17 protein-coding genes are annotated in these 16,527 nt (G+C 40.2%); all 17 read left to right on the top strand.

The genetic code is table 11. The features are described from left to right. Nucleotides 1–197 precede the first annotated feature (197 nt). The gene (locus tag GSF13_RS24420) at nucleotides 198–578 is read left to right on the top strand and encodes an ATP synthase subunit I (protein WP_010604145.1); all 381 of its coding nucleotides are present in this window, start codon (nucleotides 198–200) and stop codon (nucleotides 576–578) included. A gap of 15 nt (nucleotides 579–593) precedes the next feature. Continuing rightward, nucleotides 594–1,451 carry a F0F1 ATP synthase subunit A gene (gene atpB, locus GSF13_RS24415; RefSeq protein WP_010604144.1) on the top strand — a complete coding sequence of 286 codons (858 nt, stop codon included), beginning with the start codon at nucleotides 594–596 and terminating at the stop codon, nucleotides 1,449–1,451. 59 nt (nucleotides 1,452–1,510) lie between these two features. Next, nucleotides 1,511–1,744 (top strand): F0F1 ATP synthase subunit C, encoded by a 234-nt coding sequence (gene atpE, locus GSF13_RS24410; protein ID WP_010604143.1) that lies wholly within the window; start codon nucleotides 1,511–1,513, stop codon nucleotides 1,742–1,744. Between the two features lie 42 nt (nucleotides 1,745–1,786). Continuing rightward, a complete protein-coding gene (atpF, locus tag GSF13_RS24405) occupies nucleotides 1,787–2,257 on the top strand; it encodes a F0F1 ATP synthase subunit B (RefSeq protein WP_010604142.1) in 471 nt (156 codons plus the stop codon). A 16-nt stretch (nucleotides 2,258–2,273) separates the two neighbouring features. Next, nucleotides 2,274–2,807 carry a F0F1 ATP synthase subunit delta gene (atpH, locus tag GSF13_RS24400; RefSeq protein ID WP_010604141.1) on the top strand — a complete coding sequence of 178 codons (534 nt, stop codon included), beginning with the start codon at nucleotides 2,274–2,276 and terminating at the stop codon, nucleotides 2,805–2,807. 14 nt (nucleotides 2,808–2,821) lie between these two features. Next, nucleotides 2,822–4,363 carry a F0F1 ATP synthase subunit alpha gene (gene atpA / locus GSF13_RS24395; RefSeq protein WP_010376884.1) on the top strand — a complete coding sequence of 514 codons (1,542 nt, stop codon included), beginning with the start codon at nucleotides 2,822–2,824 and terminating at the stop codon, nucleotides 4,361–4,363. 52 nt (nucleotides 4,364–4,415) lie between these two features. Then, a complete protein-coding gene (gene atpG, locus GSF13_RS24390) occupies nucleotides 4,416–5,276 on the top strand; it encodes a F0F1 ATP synthase subunit gamma (protein ID WP_017218545.1) in 861 nt (286 codons plus the stop codon). A 32-nt stretch (nucleotides 5,277–5,308) separates the two neighbouring features. Continuing rightward, nucleotides 5,309–6,694 (top strand): F0F1 ATP synthase subunit beta, encoded by a 1,386-nt coding sequence (gene atpD, locus GSF13_RS24385; protein WP_010604139.1) that lies wholly within the window; start codon nucleotides 5,309–5,311, stop codon nucleotides 6,692–6,694. Between the two features lie 13 nt (nucleotides 6,695–6,707). After that, entirely contained in the window at nucleotides 6,708–7,124 is a 417-nt protein-coding gene (locus tag GSF13_RS24380) for a F0F1 ATP synthase subunit epsilon (protein ID WP_010604138.1), read from the top strand. A gap of 700 nt (nucleotides 7,125–7,824) precedes the next feature. Further along, nucleotides 7,825–9,912: a winged helix-turn-helix domain-containing protein gene (locus GSF13_RS24375; RefSeq protein WP_211867380.1), complete on the top strand. Its 2,088-nt coding sequence runs from the start codon at nucleotides 7,825–7,827 to the stop codon at nucleotides 9,910–9,912. A gap of 218 nt (nucleotides 9,913–10,130) precedes the next feature. Beyond that, nucleotides 10,131–10,307, top strand: a complete 177-nt coding sequence (locus GSF13_RS24370) for a hypothetical protein (RefSeq protein ID WP_157782774.1) — start codon at nucleotides 10,131–10,133, stop codon at nucleotides 10,305–10,307. An 18-nt stretch (nucleotides 10,308–10,325) separates the two neighbouring features. Next, nucleotides 10,326–10,838: a hypothetical protein gene (locus GSF13_RS24365; RefSeq protein WP_211867378.1), complete on the top strand. Its 513-nt coding sequence runs from the start codon at nucleotides 10,326–10,328 to the stop codon at nucleotides 10,836–10,838. 166 nt (nucleotides 10,839–11,004) lie between these two features. Further along, nucleotides 11,005–11,349 (top strand): hypothetical protein, encoded by a 345-nt coding sequence (locus GSF13_RS24360; RefSeq protein WP_211867376.1) that lies wholly within the window; start codon nucleotides 11,005–11,007, stop codon nucleotides 11,347–11,349. Continuing rightward, a complete protein-coding gene (locus GSF13_RS24355) occupies nucleotides 11,349–12,593 on the top strand; it encodes an HlyD family efflux transporter periplasmic adaptor subunit (protein ID WP_010604134.1) in 1,245 nt (414 codons plus the stop codon). The genes GSF13_RS24360 and GSF13_RS24355 overlap by 1 nt, the downstream gene beginning before the upstream one ends. Next, the gene (locus GSF13_RS24350) at nucleotides 12,593–14,821 is read left to right on the top strand and encodes a peptidase domain-containing ABC transporter (RefSeq protein WP_010604133.1); all 2,229 of its coding nucleotides are present in this window, start codon (nucleotides 12,593–12,595) and stop codon (nucleotides 14,819–14,821) included. The genes GSF13_RS24355 and GSF13_RS24350 overlap by 1 nt, the downstream gene beginning before the upstream one ends. Before the next feature lie 87 nt (nucleotides 14,822–14,908). Then, nucleotides 14,909–15,046, top strand: a complete 138-nt coding sequence (locus tag GSF13_RS24345; protein ID WP_157782772.1) for a hypothetical protein — start codon at nucleotides 14,909–14,911, stop codon at nucleotides 15,044–15,046. Nucleotides 15,047–15,654: 608 nt separating this feature from the next. Further along, nucleotides 15,655–15,819, top strand: coding sequence for a hypothetical protein (locus GSF13_RS24340; protein ID WP_206473578.1), 165 nt, complete (start codon nucleotides 15,655–15,657; stop codon nucleotides 15,817–15,819). Nucleotides 15,820–16,527 lie beyond the last annotated feature (708 nt).

Genomic DNA, 16,527 nt, shown 5'->3' with positions numbered 1-16,527 from the left:
CTAAGAACTTTGATGGAAAAATAGCCACTCTTGTACAGGCTTTAATTTAAGCCTTCCTCCCTAACAAATTTTGACCTATTTGGCGTCCAAAAAACGTCACATTTCGCCTCGTCAAGTTGCAAATTAAGCAGAAACAAGTATAATTTCGCCAGTTTTCATACCCTGATAAAATTTAACGTCATTAAGGTTAATATAAAGTGACTCATTCGTTAGCCCGTCCATACAGGCGAGCCGCATTACAAGGTGTTTTGATTCAGGGTATCGTAGCATTAGTCGCTGCAGTAATCGTTTTTATAGGTTGGGGAGTACAAGCCGGAGTTTCAGCATTAGCTGGCGGCGCTGTGTTGGTACTCCCTAATTTTGTATTTGCTGCTTACGCCTTTCGATTTATGGGTGCAAGCAAAGCAAATCAAGTATATTCCTCGATAAAACGAGGAAATGGATTAAAATTTTTGCTAACTGTTGTGCTCTTTGCACTGATTTTTAAGCATTTTTCAGTAATGATGCTGCCTTTCTTTGGCGCGTATATGCTCGTGATGCTGACACAATGGTTGGTCCTGATTTTTTTTAATCATTAACTTTTGGGATAAAACATGGCTGCAGAAGAAGTTACTATATCGAGCCATATTCAGCACCACTTGACCAATGCCAAGATGTGCTCGACCGATGCCGGTCTTGCCTTCAATAAAGCATGTGCGGACAGTGGTTTCTGGGCATGGAATATAGATACCCTCGCATGGTCAATCGGTTTAGGTCTTATTTTCTTATGGATCTTCCGAAGTGCCGCTAAAAAATCCACTATAGGCGTTCCTGGTAAGTTCCAGTGCTTTATCGAGATGATCGTTGAATTCGTTGGTAACAACGTACGTGATACGTATCATGGCAAAAGCGCACTGATCGCTCCTTTAGCCCTAACTATCTTTGTTTGGGTGTTCTTAATGAACTTAATGGACTTAATTCCTGTTGATTTCTTACCTGCTTTTGCCGGCTTTGTTGGTGAGCAAGCGTTTGGTATGGATTCACACGATGTGTACATGAAAATTGTACCAACCACTGACGTGAACATGACCGCAGCACTAGCTATCGGTGTGTTTATTTTGATGATCGGTTATTCAATCAAAATCAAAGGTATCGGTGGCTTTATTGCTGAGCTAACACTTCATCCGTTTAGTACTAAGAACAAGATTGGTATGTTGTTCTTGATTCCGTGTAACTTGTTACTTGAAACCATTGCTCTTGTTGCAAAGCCATTCTCATTGGCACTGCGTTTGTTCGGTAACTTATACGCGGGTGAATTGATTTTCATCTTGATCGGTACGATTGGTTTAATGCAGTTACCACTGCACTTTATTTGGGCGGTATTCCATATTTTGGTCATCGTATTGCAAGCGTTCGTATTTATGATGCTGACAATCGTATACCTAAGCATGGCAAGCTCAGACAACCACTAACAGATTTTTTAAAAAATTAACTTTAACTTTAATTTACAATTGAAACTTTGGAGAAAAAAATGGAACTAGTATTAGGCCTTAAGTTTATCGCTGTTGCTCTACTAATCGGCTTTGGTGCAATCGGTACAGCTATCGGTTTCGGTAACATGGGTGGTAAATTCCTTGAAGCTTGTGCTCGTCAACCTGAGCTTGCGCCTTCACTACAGGTTAAAATGTTCATCCTTGCTGGTCTAATCGATGCTGTAGCAATGATCGGTGTTGGTATCGCAATGGTAATCCTGTTCGTACTTTAATTCTAATTTTTGAACAGTTTACTATTTTAAGGAGGAGTGGTTGTGGATATTAACCTCACTCTAATCGGTGAATTAATTGCGTTTACGGTATTCGTACTTTTCTGTATGAAATATGTATGGCCACCGCTAAATGATGCAATTGAAGCTCGCCAGAAGAAAATTGAAGATGGTTTAGCGGCATCTGATGAAGCTGAGAAAGAACTTGGGCGCGTACGTGCACAAGGTGCTGAACAGTTGAAAGAAGCGAAAGCACAAGCGGCTGAAATCATCGAACAAGCTAAGAAGCGTGCTGCGCTAATTGTTGACGAAGAGACTACTCGTGGTCAGCAAGAGCGTGAAAAAATCATTGCTCAGGGACACTCTGAAATTGAGTCTGAGCGCAACCGTGTGAAAGAAGAGCTGCGTTCACAAGTCGCTGCACTTTCTATCGCAGGTGCTGAGAAGATTTTAGAGCGTGAAATCAATCAAGCCACACACAGTGACATCGTTGAAAAACTTGTCGCTGAGCTTTAAGTAGGAGGGTATGAGCATGTCTGAATTGACTACTATCGCTCGCCCATACGCTAAAGCAGCTTTTGAACTTGCCGTTGAAAAAGGCACAGTTGAAGCTTGGAATGAAATGCTGTTCTTCGCTGGTCAAGTTACCAGCGACGAACAGGTTCAGGCGCTACTTGGTAGCATCGCTACTGAATCACAGCAGTCTGAAATCATTATCAAGTTATGTGCTGAGCAACTCAACGAACAAGGTCAAAATCTTATCAAGCTGATGGCCGAAAATGAGCGTTTAGCCGCCATCCCAGCTGTTGCAGAATTGTTTGCAGAATTAAAAGCAGACTATGACAAAGAAATCGAAGTAGATGTGGTTTCAGCAACAGTGCTTGCAGATGATACGCAAGCAAAATTGGTCGCGGCACTTGAGAAACGTTTCGCACGCAAAGTTAAGCTGAATTGTAGCATCGACGAAGCCATTGTAAGTGGCCTAGTGATTAAAGCCGGTGACACCGTAATCGACGGTTCTGTTCGCGGCAAGTTAGATCGTCTTGCGACGTCGCTACAATCGTAATTGGGAAAAAGAGCATGCAACTTAATTCCACAGAAATTTCTGCACTGATCAAGCAACGCATTGAGCAGTTTGAAGTTGTAAGTGAAGCGCGTAACGAAGGTACTATCGTATCTGTTACCGACGGTATCATCCGTATCCACGGTCTTGCTGACTGTATGCAGGGTGAGATGATCGAGCTTCCTGGCAACCGTTATGCTATCGCACTAAACCTTGAGCGTGACTCAGTAGGTGCTGTAGTAATGGGTCCATACGCTGACCTTAAAGAAGGCGTAAAAGTTAAATCAACTGGTCGTATCCTTGAAGTACCAGTAGGCCGTGGTCTACTAGGTCGTGTTGTTAACACGCTAGGTGAGCCAATCGACGGTAAAGGCGCTGTTGATAACGATGGTTTTGAACCAGTTGAAAAAATCGCACCTGGCGTAATCGAGCGTCAATCAGTAGATGAGCCAGTACAAACTGGTTATAAGTCTATCGATGCGATGATCCCAGTTGGTCGTGGTCAGCGTGAGCTTGTGATCGGTGACCGTCAGACTGGTAAAACAGCACTAGCAATCGATGCTATCATCAACCAAAAAGACACAGGCGTTAAGTGTGTGTACGTAGCGGTTGGTCAAAAAGCGTCAACAATTGCTAACGTAGTACGTAAACTAGAAGAGCACGGTGCGCTTGCAAACACTATCGTAGTAGTTGCTTCTGCATCAGAATCTGCAGCGCTACAATTCCTAGCGCCGTTCTCTGGTTGTACTATGGGTGAATACTTCCGTGACCGCGGTGAAGATGCACTAATCGTATATGATGATTTGTCTAAGCAAGCTGTTGCTTACCGTCAAATCTCACTACTACTTAAGCGTCCACCAGGCCGTGAAGCATACCCTGGTGACGTTTTCTATCTTCACTCACGTCTTCTAGAGCGTGCGTCTCGTGTAAACGCTGACTACGTTGAGAAGTTCACAAATGGTGAAGTGAAAGGTAAAACAGGTTCATTGACGGCATTGCCAATCATTGAAACTCAAGGTGGTGACGTTTCTGCATTCGTACCTACCAACGTTATCTCAATCACTGACGGTCAGATCTTCTTAGAAACTGACTTGTTCAACGCAGGTATCCGTCCAGCGGTTAACGCTGGTATCTCGGTATCTCGTGTAGGTGGTGCAGCTCAAACTAAGATTGTTAAGAAACTAGGTGGTGGTATCCGTCTAGCGCTAGCTCAGTACCGTGAACTAGCGGCGTTCTCTCAGTTCGCTTCTGACCTTGATGATGCAACACGTGCACAGCTTGAACACGGTGAGCGTGTAACAGAGCTAATGAAGCAGAAACAGTACGCACCGATGTCTGTTGCTGATATGTCATTATCGCTATTTGCAGTAGAGAAAGGCTTCCTAAAAGATATCGAAATCAACAAGATCCTTGATTTCGAAGCAAGCCTAATCGCGTTTGCTAAGAGCGAGTACGCAGAGCTAATGGCTCAAATCAATGAAACTGGTAACTACAACGCCGAGATCGAAGCGCAGCTTAAAGAGCTTCTTGAGAAGTTCAAGTCTACGCAAACTTGGTAATGTGTTATTAAGGTGAGTAGGTAACTACTCACCGAGATTCGGAGAGAGAGTCATGGCCAGCGGAAAAGAGATAAAAAGCAAGATCGGGAGTATCAAGAATACTCAAAAGATCACCAGCGCAATGGAGATGGTTGCCGCTTCTAAAATGAAGAAGGCACAAGAACGCGTAGCGTCTAGTCGTCCATACGCTGAAAACTTACGCAAAGTGATCGGTCGTGTTGCTCAGGCTAATCTTGATTTCCATCACCCGTTCCTAGAAGAACGTGATGTGAAACGAGTTGGTTATATCGTTATCTCTACAGACCGTGGTCTTTGTGGTGGCTTAAACTCAAACGAGTTTAAGCGTGTAGCGAAAGACGTGAAAGCGTGGAAAGAAAAGGGTGTTGAGGCGTCGTTCGCAACACTAGGTAGCAAAGCTGCTGGTTTCTTTAAACGTTTTGGTGGTTCGCTTGAAGCCAAAAAGGCAGGGCTGGGAGATACACCTTCAATACAGGACGTAATTGGTCCTGTAAAAGTAATGCTAGATGCATACGAAGAAGGCAAAATTGACCGCTTATTCGTTGTGTACAACAAGTTTGTCAACACAATGAAACAAGAGCCTGTTATCGATCAGTTATTACCTTTGCCAAAAGCTGAAGAAGAAGTATCAGCTCACGCTTGGGATTACTTATATGAGCCAAGCCCAGAGGCGATTTTAGAGACACTTATTGTGCGCTTTATTGAGTCTCAGGTTTACCAAGGCGTAGTTGAGAATGCTGCCTCTGAGCAAGCTGCCCGTATGGTTGCGATGAAAGCCGCAACTGATAACGCAGGTGGCCTGATTGATGAGCTACAGCTGGTATACAACAAGGCACGTCAAGCCGCAATCACACAAGAAATCAGTGAGATTGTGAGCGGTTCGGCTGCCGTGTAACGCTTCGGCAAAGTTTAATAAGAGGAATAGACATGAGTTTAGGTAAGGTCGTCCAAATTATCGGCGCCGTTGTGGACATCGAGTTTCCACAAGACAACGTGCCAGCCGTATATGACGCACTAAAAGTTACAGAAGGCGACTTAGCTGGTTTGACACTAGAAGTGCAACAGCAGCTAGGTGGCGGTGTGGTACGTGGTATCGCACTAGGTAGTACTGACGGTCTACGTCGTGGTACTCCAGTACAAGGTACAGCTGAGCCAATTAAGGTTCCAGTTGGTACAGCAACACTTGGTCGTATCATGAACGTACTTGGTGACGCGATTGATGAAGCGGGTCCTATCGGTGAAGAAGAGCGTTGGTCTATTCACCGTGCAGCACCATCATACGAAGATCAGAGCAACTCTGTTGAACTTCTAGAGACTGGTATCAAGGTTATCGACCTTGTATGTCCATTCGCTAAAGGTGGTAAAGTTGGTCTATTCGGTGGTGCGGGTGTAGGTAAAACCGTAAACATGATGGAACTTATCCGTAACATCGCAATCGAGCACAGCGGTTACTCAGTATTCGCAGGTGTTGGTGAGCGTACTCGTGAGGGTAATGACTTCTACCATGAGATGAATGACTCAAACGTACTAGACAAAGTATCACTAGTATATGGTCAGATGAACGAGCCACCGGGTAACCGTCTACGTGTTGCACTAACTGGTCTAACAATGGCTGAGAAGTTCCGTGACGAAGGTCGTGACGTACTATTCTTCGTAGATAACATCTACCGTTATACACTAGCAGGTACTGAAGTATCAGCACTTCTAGGTCGTATGCCTTCAGCAGTAGGTTACCAGCCTACACTAGCTGAAGAAATGGGTGTTCTACAGGAGCGTATCGCATCAACTAAGACAGGTTCAATCACTTCAATCCAAGCGGTATACGTACCTGCGGATGACTTGACTGACCCATCTCCAGCAACCACGTTTGCTCACTTAGATGCGACAGTAGTACTTTCTCGTGATATCGCGTCTCTAGGTATCTACCCTGCGGTAGACCCTCTAGATTCAACTTCACGTCAGCTTGACCCACAAGTTATCGGTCAAGAGCACTACGACACTGCACGTGGCGTTCAAACAGTTTTACAGCGTTATAAAGAGCTGAAAGACATCATCGCAATTCTAGGTATGGACGAGCTATCTGACGAAGATAAGCAAGTTGTATCTCGTGCACGTAAGATCCAGCGTTTCCTATCTCAGCCGTTCTTCGTTGCTGAGGTATTTACAGGTGCACCTGGTAAATACGTATCTCTTAAAGACACAATCTCTGGCTTTAAGGGCATCCTAAACGGTGATTTCGATGATATGCCTGAGCAGGCATTCTACATGGTTGGCTCAATCGACGAAGCAGTTGATAAAGCTAAAAACATGTAATTAGGAGGTTGTTATGGCAATGACAGTACACCTTGATGTAGTAAGTGCAGAGCAGAGCTTGTTCTCTGGCGCTGTGACTACTATCCAAGTGACAGGTAGTGAAGGCGAGCTTGGTATTCATCCAGGCCACGCGCCACTACTGACTGGCCTAAAACCTGGTATGGTACGTTTGGTTAAAGCGGATAGCTCAGAAGAAGTTATCTACGTTGCAGGCGGTACGCTTGAAGTTCAACCACAAACAGTAACTGTTCTAGCGGACGTTGCTATTCGTGCGGAAGAGCTTGACGAGCAAGCTGCTGAAGAAGCTAAACGTGAAGCGCAAGCGCAAATGGCTTCTGGTACTAGCGGTGAGTTGGATTACCAACAAGCTGCAGTACAACTAGAAGAAGCCCTTGCTCAACTACGCGTTATTCGCCAGCTGCGCAAATAAGCAACCACCTATCTGGTTATTGGAAACCCACGCATCGCGTGGGTTTTTTTATGCGTACAGGTAAAGAGCTAAGGGCTTGCTATCTAGCTATTAGAGCCATTGCATTAAATTTTAGGGCGGATATACCATGCCATTTAAATCAATTAAATGGCTTAATTTTGCCTTGCGGTACGTAGATACTGAGGTAGTAGTCGGGTGTGAGAGCGGATCTGCTAAGTTATTTCTTCACACTATTTCTAGCTGACAACGTGTAAAGCTTTATAGACATTCCCATACTAGGAAGATTTGTTATGCATGCATCGATGCAAATAGGTATCGAGAGTTGTTCAAGCATTGAACAGCATCACTTGCTTCTTTTTATATAGAATGGGCTGTAACTTTCTGTTTTTATATTCTATTTTTTATTGGTACTCTGAACTTTGAAATATCCAGGAAAAATAACATTTTTTACATGATAAAAAAGAAATAATGGTTCGATATTGTCTTTTGTATTTGTAATGGGTATAAGTGAGCGTATTTCCTTGAACTTATTGTTTTTAACGTTAAGTTTTAGGTTAAATGTGGTTGGTAAAGTTATATTTTATGCTACTTTAATTGTTCGTATTTATTGAAAAATAACTTTGTTATCTTAGAATAGGTATTGTCTTCTCGATAATGGAAACTCGCAGGCTTCATGGATGAGGTAAAGCACGGAAAAGTGATGAAAGAAGTAAATTTCACTAGAACAGTCCAATTTGTTAAGTTTGCTCAATGGACTTTAGATCCCAAAAAGCAAACAATCACTGATGGTGACGAAAGTAGAGAATTAGAGCCACTGCTTTATAAGATTCTTTGCTATTTGTTACTTAACATCGATCAAATTATAACTAGACAAGACTTAATTGATGACGTTTGGTGTCAGCATTATGTTGATGATAACGCAATAAATAGAGCGATCTCTGAACTCAGAAAACTGCTAAAGTCAGAAAAGTTCAAAGGCGTTATTATTAAGACTCACTACCGTAAAGGTTATAGCTTAGCGGTAGATAGAGAAATTGTTCTTTTTGAAGATGGCGGCCAATCTAGTAATCCAGAAGTAACCCCACCACCCACTAAAAAATCTAAAAAAAATTACTCCACAATACTAATTGGCTTAATGCTTCTTGTTGTAGCAATCACGCTATCAATGCTTTATTTCCTCCCCGCTAAAAAAAATGAGAATCAAGCGCTCAGCGCTTTTAAAGAGCATTCATTTGATAGTTTTGAGGAGCGAGCTATCACTTGGCAAGAGGCATATTACAGTTATTTAATATTGCACCCTGACAGCAATTATTATGCTTATTTGTCGGAATCTGACACGAGTAAATCTATTGTTGTTCGTTCGATGAAACACGATGATGCAAAGAAATTTACTTTTCCTGACAGCAGTGTAGAGCCTTTAGGTTTTTCTACTTCTCTTTCGCACCTATTCTACAGAGAGAACACTGCAGATGGTGCTTGTGCCATATGGCGTATTGATTATTTGAAGGAAACTGATGCGCAAAAAGTAATGGGATGTGATAAGCAAATTCGCAACCTATTAGAAGTTGATAATCGTTATCTACTCTACGACAAGCTAGGCTTTCGTGAAAAGAGCCATACTGCTGCACTTTATATTTTCGATAGAAAAAGAGAGCTTGAGTTTAGAATATCTTCTCCAAACGCAAGTTCATTTGGCGATCAATTACTGCATTATGACTCCAGTAACGGACGAGTGTATTTCAAACGGATGCAAAGTGAGTTTACAGAAGTTTTTTATACCGATGTTGAAGGCAGTAACCTAGTCCAGGTAGCAACCATTACAGGAGTCGTAAACAACTTTACGATTGTTGATAACCAGTTATATTGGTTTGATTTACTGTCCCAAAGTGTCAAAGCATTTGACATCGATCAGGGAGTTGAAGTTGAGAACATCAAAAATAACTCATCAGTCGAGTATAGGAATATTTGGCGTGTAGCAAAAGATAAATATTTGGCGCAACAAAAAGACTTTGAAGTGGTAACTACACTGTATTCAAAAGATCTTGTCAAGCAGCTGGATATTACAGGGGCCAGAGATGCCGCTGCATTGGAAAATATGGATCAATTTGTTGTTATTTCCAATGTTGATCATCTTAATGAGCATTTACTTAGTTTTTTAGACAAGCAAGGCCGTGTTATTCGCCAAGTACAGTTAGATGAGTTTGCTTATCGGGTTAAGGTGAATAAGAGTAAATCATTGATTTATATAAGGTTAGATAAAGATATCAAGGTGTTTGACCTCACTGGTAAGTTAGTCAATGAATTCTCATTTGATGAGAAAGTGGTTGAGATTGAAGCGTCTAATGATTCTCAGATAGCTGTAGTGGTACAAAAGGGCAAGATAAATAGAGCGCTTCTTATAGACAGTATGACTGGAAAGCAACGTCTACTGCCGATAAGAGATGTTCTTTGGTTTACCTGCTTTACAGAGTCAAAGTGTATTACGCAGAATTTTTTCAGAGAGGTACGGCTATACGATCTCGAAGAGGGAGCATTTACTGGACAAAGCACCTACGTTGAACCATTTTTCCCCAATTTTACATTATTTGGAGCAGAGTTAATTTACTTTGACGGTAAAAAGCTAATGGAGTTTGACCCCGAAGCTTTATCGCAAAATGAACTAAAGTCCTACGATCCTAGTGAACAAGGAAATCTGTTAAATATGAGGCTAATCGATAATGATGGCAGTTATCTAACTTTTGCTATCACACGTAAGCAAAATGCAATCACGGTCTTTGAGACCAAATAAAAAAGCCCGAGAGCATGGCGGTGCCTCGGGCTGGTACATATGCGAGAAATGCAGATGTAATAAGGAAAACTTAGTCTAGGGGATCTAATTTATCCAGTCAAACTTATTGAGATACTTATCCTAATATTCAAATTAGCTTTCCTAAGGTTTTGCTAATAGCAAGTTTTTGATTTATCGCTATGCTAGACCTTGCTCTACAATAAAACGGAATAAAAAAAATGAAACTTTCAATTAAAAAAAAGCAACTAAAGCAACTAACTAAGTCACAAGCATCTAGCGTTAATGGTGCTGGTACTAATGAAATAGTAAAGGAGCTATTGACCTACAGCGTGATGTGTAATCAGGACAGCATGGCCTGTGGTATGGACGATAAAACCACAAAGCATTTTATGTAAGCTAAAAGGGTCGCTCGATTGATGCGTGCTGTTTGGCTTTTAACCAATGTTATACTTATTAAAGAGTTAACTTTTATCCCTCAGCCAGTGGAATACATTTTGGCCGGAGGGGGAGTGAAGTCAATACGCAATCAAATTGAACAAGGACCCGTTCATAAGGAAGAGGTACTATTTGAGTACCTCTCGACTGATAGCCATTTTAAGCCTTTCTTTTCACACTCCAGCGGAATCATACAGTACGCGCTTAAAGATACGCCTCAACTCACTACTGGCAAGAGAATACTCAAGATCACACCCAATGCAAGTTACGGGTACATGATATTTGAACAGTCCAATACGTACCCTGACATCTCTGTAGATTATTTTATTTGTACAGATGATGAAAGTACTGGTTTTGCGGTTCAGTTTTATCACACTCGATCGAATATATTTTTTTGGAAATCAAGTGAAGATGAAATAAACATGCACTCAAGCTTAAGTGGAAAACCGGTTTATTTAGCGCTTACACCATGTAATACGTCTGCCGACTAGCCTTCAAAACAACCCTAATATTATCAAATAATATCCATATCCTTTCATAATGCTTTGATTCAACTTGTTGTTAGTTATGGTTATTTTTATTTTTTTTGCTTGTTTGAAATGTAAGTGAACTATAGGCATTATCAAACCACTTTATTAGTTTGAATAGGCACTAAAAATGACGTTAGAAGAATACTTTAATAATTACTACGAACTAATATGTAATGGTGAGTTAGATAACTTAGCGCAATTTTATTGTAGTAACTCTCCACTTATTGAAGCAAATTATCAGCAGTTTTCTGGTATGAGACAGCAATTTAAGTTCAAACTTTCATTACAAGGTGTAGAGCTTATCTCAAAGCAACCTGACCTATTAATTGTGCGAGATAGCTTAAGGTTTGAAGCGACAATTGAAGGTAATGAAGTTGTTCAGGTATCAAGCAACGTTCACATGATGACGCGTGATAACGACGAATGGAGAATTTTTAACTCTGCAGCGTTGCCTGACAATAAGGTGGAATAATGTCTGACTTATTCAGAAAAGAAGCGTTATTACATCAAGGGCATAAACTAGATGGTGAAGTTACCCTCGCGACTCATATGTCATTCAACTGGATACTAGGTGTAATTGTACTTATCGTAGTTATAGGTTGCGCTTATTTATTCCTAGGAGAGTACCACAGAAAAGAAGTGGTTTCTGGTTACCTGAGACCAACTCAGGGGGTTAGCAAAATTTATCCGCTCGGCACAGGGGTAGTTGATAGGGTTCTGGTAGAAGAAGGTCAGTCTGTTAAGAAAGGTGAAGTGCTCGCAACGATTCGTATGGAGCGGGTACTGACTTCTGGTGCAGACATGAATGCCGCGATTGTCACTGAGTTGGAAAAGCAAAAGCAGCTATTGCAAGAAAATCTTGCGAATCAAATAAAATTGAGAGATATGAATCAGGATAAACTTGAGTCTCAGATCGCAAGTTTATCAATTCAGCTAGAAAAGGCTAAAAACCAGTTACGACTGCTATCCGAGCGAGTAGCGCTTAGCGATGAACGAGTCAAAAATACAGAAGCACTTATCACAAAGGGGTTTGCCTCAGGTAATGACTTAAAGACTCAAAAAGACAACTTATTAGCAATTACTCAGCAGCAAGAAGAGCTGTTGTCGCGGCTATCCAGTCAAAGAGAACAGATGAGTCAACTTCAATATGAGCTAGCGCAGTTACCTATAGATCATCGAGAAAAACAAGTAAGCCTTCAGTCACAACTCGCAAGTATCAACCAACAAATCAGACAAGCACAAGGCCAGCAGAGCTACAATATACTGAGCCAAATGGATGGCAAAGTTAGCAATCTACTTGTTAAACCGGGGATGGTTGCAAATGGACAAACTCCCATAATGACTGTCTTGCCGCATAATGCGGAGTTGGAGGCTATTTTGTTTGTGCCAACGAGAGCTTATGGCTTTGTAAAACCCGAGCAGCTTACTCGGATCCGTTACCAAGCATTTCCATATCAGCGCTTTGGCATATATGAAGGGCATATTAATACAGTTTCTAAATCAATTTTATTACCTAATGAAGCAAATGCCCCTGTATCTTTGCGAGAACCGGTATATCAAGTAGTTGTAAGTCTTAAATCTCAGTCTGCTAATGCCTATGGCGCGACAGTTCCGCTCCAAGCTGGAATGTTACTAGAAGCCGACATTATGGTTGATAGTCGCTCATTATTTGAGTGGTTATTTGAACCAATTTACAGCATCAAAGGAGCGTTGTAATGGAAAATCCTATGCATTTATTGAGATTTAGTGGCAATAAGCGTCTACCTGTGATCTTGCAAACTGAAGCCGCTGAATGTGGTTTAGCTAGCTTAGCTATGGTAGCGGCATACCATGGTCATAAAACCGATCTTACTTCGCTTAGACGTGAACACGAAATATCGCTCAAAGGAGCAAATTTAGAAGAGTTGATGCAGATTGCTGATAAGTTAAAGTTTAGCACAAGAGCACTACGGCTAGACTTAGAGCATCTACCTAAGCTCAAGACCCCCTGCATTTTACATTGGGATATGAACCACTTTGTGGTATTAAAAAAAGTTTCAAGTCGCGGAGTCGAAATACATGACCCTGGAGTTGGTTTACGAAAATATACATTAAGCGAGTTTTCTAAGCATTTTACTGGTGTTGCTTTAGAGCTAAATCCAACAGAGGAGTTTCGCTCTGAGGATACGAGAGTAAACTTGAAGTTATCTGACTTTTGGAGCAAGGTGACTGGGATGAAATCAACACTTGGTAAAGTGTTTATTTTATCGGTATTACTCCAGGCGTTCGCGATTGCAAGTCCTTACTATATGCAGTTAGTTGTCGACGAAGTTGTGCTCAGCTACGACAAGAACTTACTCGCGATATTGGCGATAGGCTTTGGCCTTCTTATGCTAATTGAAATGATAACTGGTGCCGTTCGGAGTGTTTTGCTATTACACTTTGGAAACTTGATGAGTATACAGCTTGGCTCCAACCTGTTTTATCATTTAATACGCTTACCTTTAAAGTACTTTGAAAAGCGCCATATTGGTGATGTGGTTTCGCGTTTTGGCTCATTACAACAAGTGAAAGACCTACTAACTCAGGGAGTAATTGAAGTTATCATCGATGGTATTATGGCAATTGCCACACTAGTGATGATTTTTATTTACAGCCCCAAATTGAGCTTCGTAGTGCTAGTTGCCATTGTGTTATATGCCATTTTCAGAATTGCAATGTACCGACCATTGAGGCAAATGTCGGAAGAAGTCATTGTGAATTCTGCAAAAGAGCAATCTAACTTCATGGAAACCATTCGCGGAATACAAACGATAAAGCTATTTGGTCGTGAAGTACAAAGACAAAGTGTTTGGCATAATAAATATGCGGATAGTCTGAACGCAGGTATACGCGTTGGACATTTAAATATCGGGTATGAAGCAGTAAATAAAGTTATTTTTGGCGTTGAAAACGTACTGGTTATCTATTTTGCTGCTTTATTAGTGATGGATGGCGACCTAACGGTAGGGATGTTATTTGCCTTTATGGCATATAAAAGACAGTTCGTAGAAAAAATGGCAGGTCTTGTTGAGAAAGCCATTGAATTTAAAATGCTGAACCTGCACTTCAATCGCTTAGGTGATATTACACTCACAGATAAAGAACAAGATATTGAGCGAAAAATATCAGGCTCTCCATTAACGGGAAAGATTGAGCTACAAAATATTGCCTATAAATATAATCAAAAAGACGCACCTATTTTTAAATCACTTAATTTGCAAATTGAAGCTGGTGAATCTGTTGCAATAATAGGCCCTTCTGGTTGTGGTAAAACAACGCTCGCAAAAATTATGCTTGGACTTTTTGAGCCTGATGATGGAAAGGTATTGGTTGATAATCAAGATATTCGTCAATTAGGTTTAGGTAGCTATCGCTCTCAAATAGCCGGAGTTATGCAAGATGATCAGCTACTATCTGGATCAATAGCCGATAACATCTCATTTTTTGATCCGCAGTTAGATATGAAGCAAGTAGAGTGGGCTGCTCAGGTTGCAGCTATAGATAAAGATATTGCTAATATGACTATGGGTTATAACACGCTGGTTGGTGACATGGGAGCTGCACTATCTGGTGGTCAAATTCAGCGCCTACTATTAGCTCGTGCGTTATATCGCAAACCTAAAATTTTATTTATGGATGAGGCTACGAGTAATCTTGATACCAAGCTTGAATATGCAGTTAATACTGCAGTTAAGTCTTTAGATATAACTCGTATCATTATCGCTCACCGCCCTGAAACCATAGCCAGTGCTGATCGTGTGATCGAGCTTCGATATGGTGAAGCTGTTGAGGTGGATAAGGATATTTATGAGGCTAGGAAAATGCCTATGGGTGAATCAACACAAGCACCTGTGTGTAAGTTAAATATTGAAAATGAGCCTTATACAGATACTTCTGCTGGTGGAGAATTTGTTCTGAGCTAGTAAACGATTTCGAGTAATCACTCTCACTCGGGAGCTTGAGGTAATAAGGAAAATAAAATGAACAAAACTAATCAAAAGGTACGAGAAATGATTGAATTAACATATCAATTAGAAAAAATTTATGGCGGCAGTACTTCCCTGCCTACAACAGCGCCAAGGTATCAAGGGCCGTTTTATCCTTCAGACCCATGCTTAGGGCCTATCGATATCACGACTTATTTTTAAGATGAAACTAAAAACCCCTTTTATGGGGTTTTATTTACTATTGATGAACTTTTGGAGTTTGAAATGTTGATAGTGGTATCAGCGATTATGTATGTTTTAGTTGTGTCATATTTTAATTGGGAGGTTTCTTTTTTTAGTGATGATTTTAATTTCTGGTTGTTGTTTTTAGATGTTTCTCTTTATTCGTTTTGTTATGCTGTTTCTTTTTTTGTTTTGAAGTTTTTGTTTAATGAAAAAAAATTGGGTTGACTGTTTTATAAGTTGTTAAGCTTTTAATGGTTGTGATTTTATTTTGCTATTAGATTTCCAATGTCTTTGTTGTCTTTTTATTTTTTCTTAATGTTTACAATAATAAAATTACGGTTCTTATGCTTTTTTGTGTTTTTTAATGGTTTTATTTGTTAAGTAGAGGTGTTAAAGGTTATGTATTTATTATATTTCTACTTCTTGTTGTTTTATAAGGTTTTATTTTTCAACCCTATGTTTGACTGTCGTTTTATTTTAAATTAAATTTTGTTGCAGGGTAATTTTTTGATTTGCTCTTATATCGAAATGCTACTTAGGTTTCATGGTGGCGAAATAATTTAAAATTTAAAAGTGAGATGAAAATGAAAGAAATTAATAAAAAACAAATTCAGGAAGTTAATGGTGGTTACTGGAATTTTGTAGTTGGATACTTAGGTGGGAAAGCGATCGATGCTTTCATCGACTATTCAAAAAATCCGACTCCTGTTCTAGTTCGTGAAAACGATGGTTCAGATCCATTGCTATAAAAATATCTTTTTATTTGTCATGTCCATGTTTTATGGACGTGACAATTTTTTAATTTTTCTAGCCGTGGCTTTAAAAAATTTATTGATTATTTAGCTATTTATGTTCTTAGCTTTCTTATTCAGTGTTGAAGTTGTATTGGTTAATAATTGGCTTTTCTGTTGGACCGTAAATTTTCACTCATACAATGAAAAAATAAATAGCACCTGAGCAAGCGTTCTATACATTGAATGCCATCGTAGATCGTTGGGAAATTTTAGAACTCCCAGTCATAACTAAGCGCTCACCTATTTACTTTTACCTTAATATTTCCCCACGAGTTTTCAGTAACTGATATTAAATATCTTATTATTCCTACAATTCCTTAGCTGTTTCGGAGGTTCCTCGATCCTGTTTGCAACTCAGGTTTTACTTTAAAATGACTTAAACCTCATTGGCTGCCCGATGTATGACTCTATCTTAAATTTTAATAGATATAAGATACAACTCACCATATTTATGTCACCTTATTTTCGTTTACCTCAAATTTCTATATCAGACACTTTGTCTATGAATTTTTAATATTCCGACAGTGTGTCACTGTAATAAAGGTCATCGTGAAAAATTCCAAAAGTTGAATATCTAGAGTTTCAAAGAGTTCTTAGGAGATTTTTCTAACCCTTTATAGTACGGCTGGTATCTTATTACTGATTTTTTATTATTTAAATGTT

It is taken from the genome of Pseudoalteromonas sp. M8 (assembly GCF_018141365.1).
In the GTDB taxonomy this organism is placed as follows: domain Bacteria; phylum Pseudomonadota; class Gammaproteobacteria; order Enterobacterales; family Alteromonadaceae; genus Pseudoalteromonas.
The sequence above is the reverse complement of the archived record's forward strand: the minus strand, read 5'-3'. Positions and strand labels throughout refer to the sequence as shown.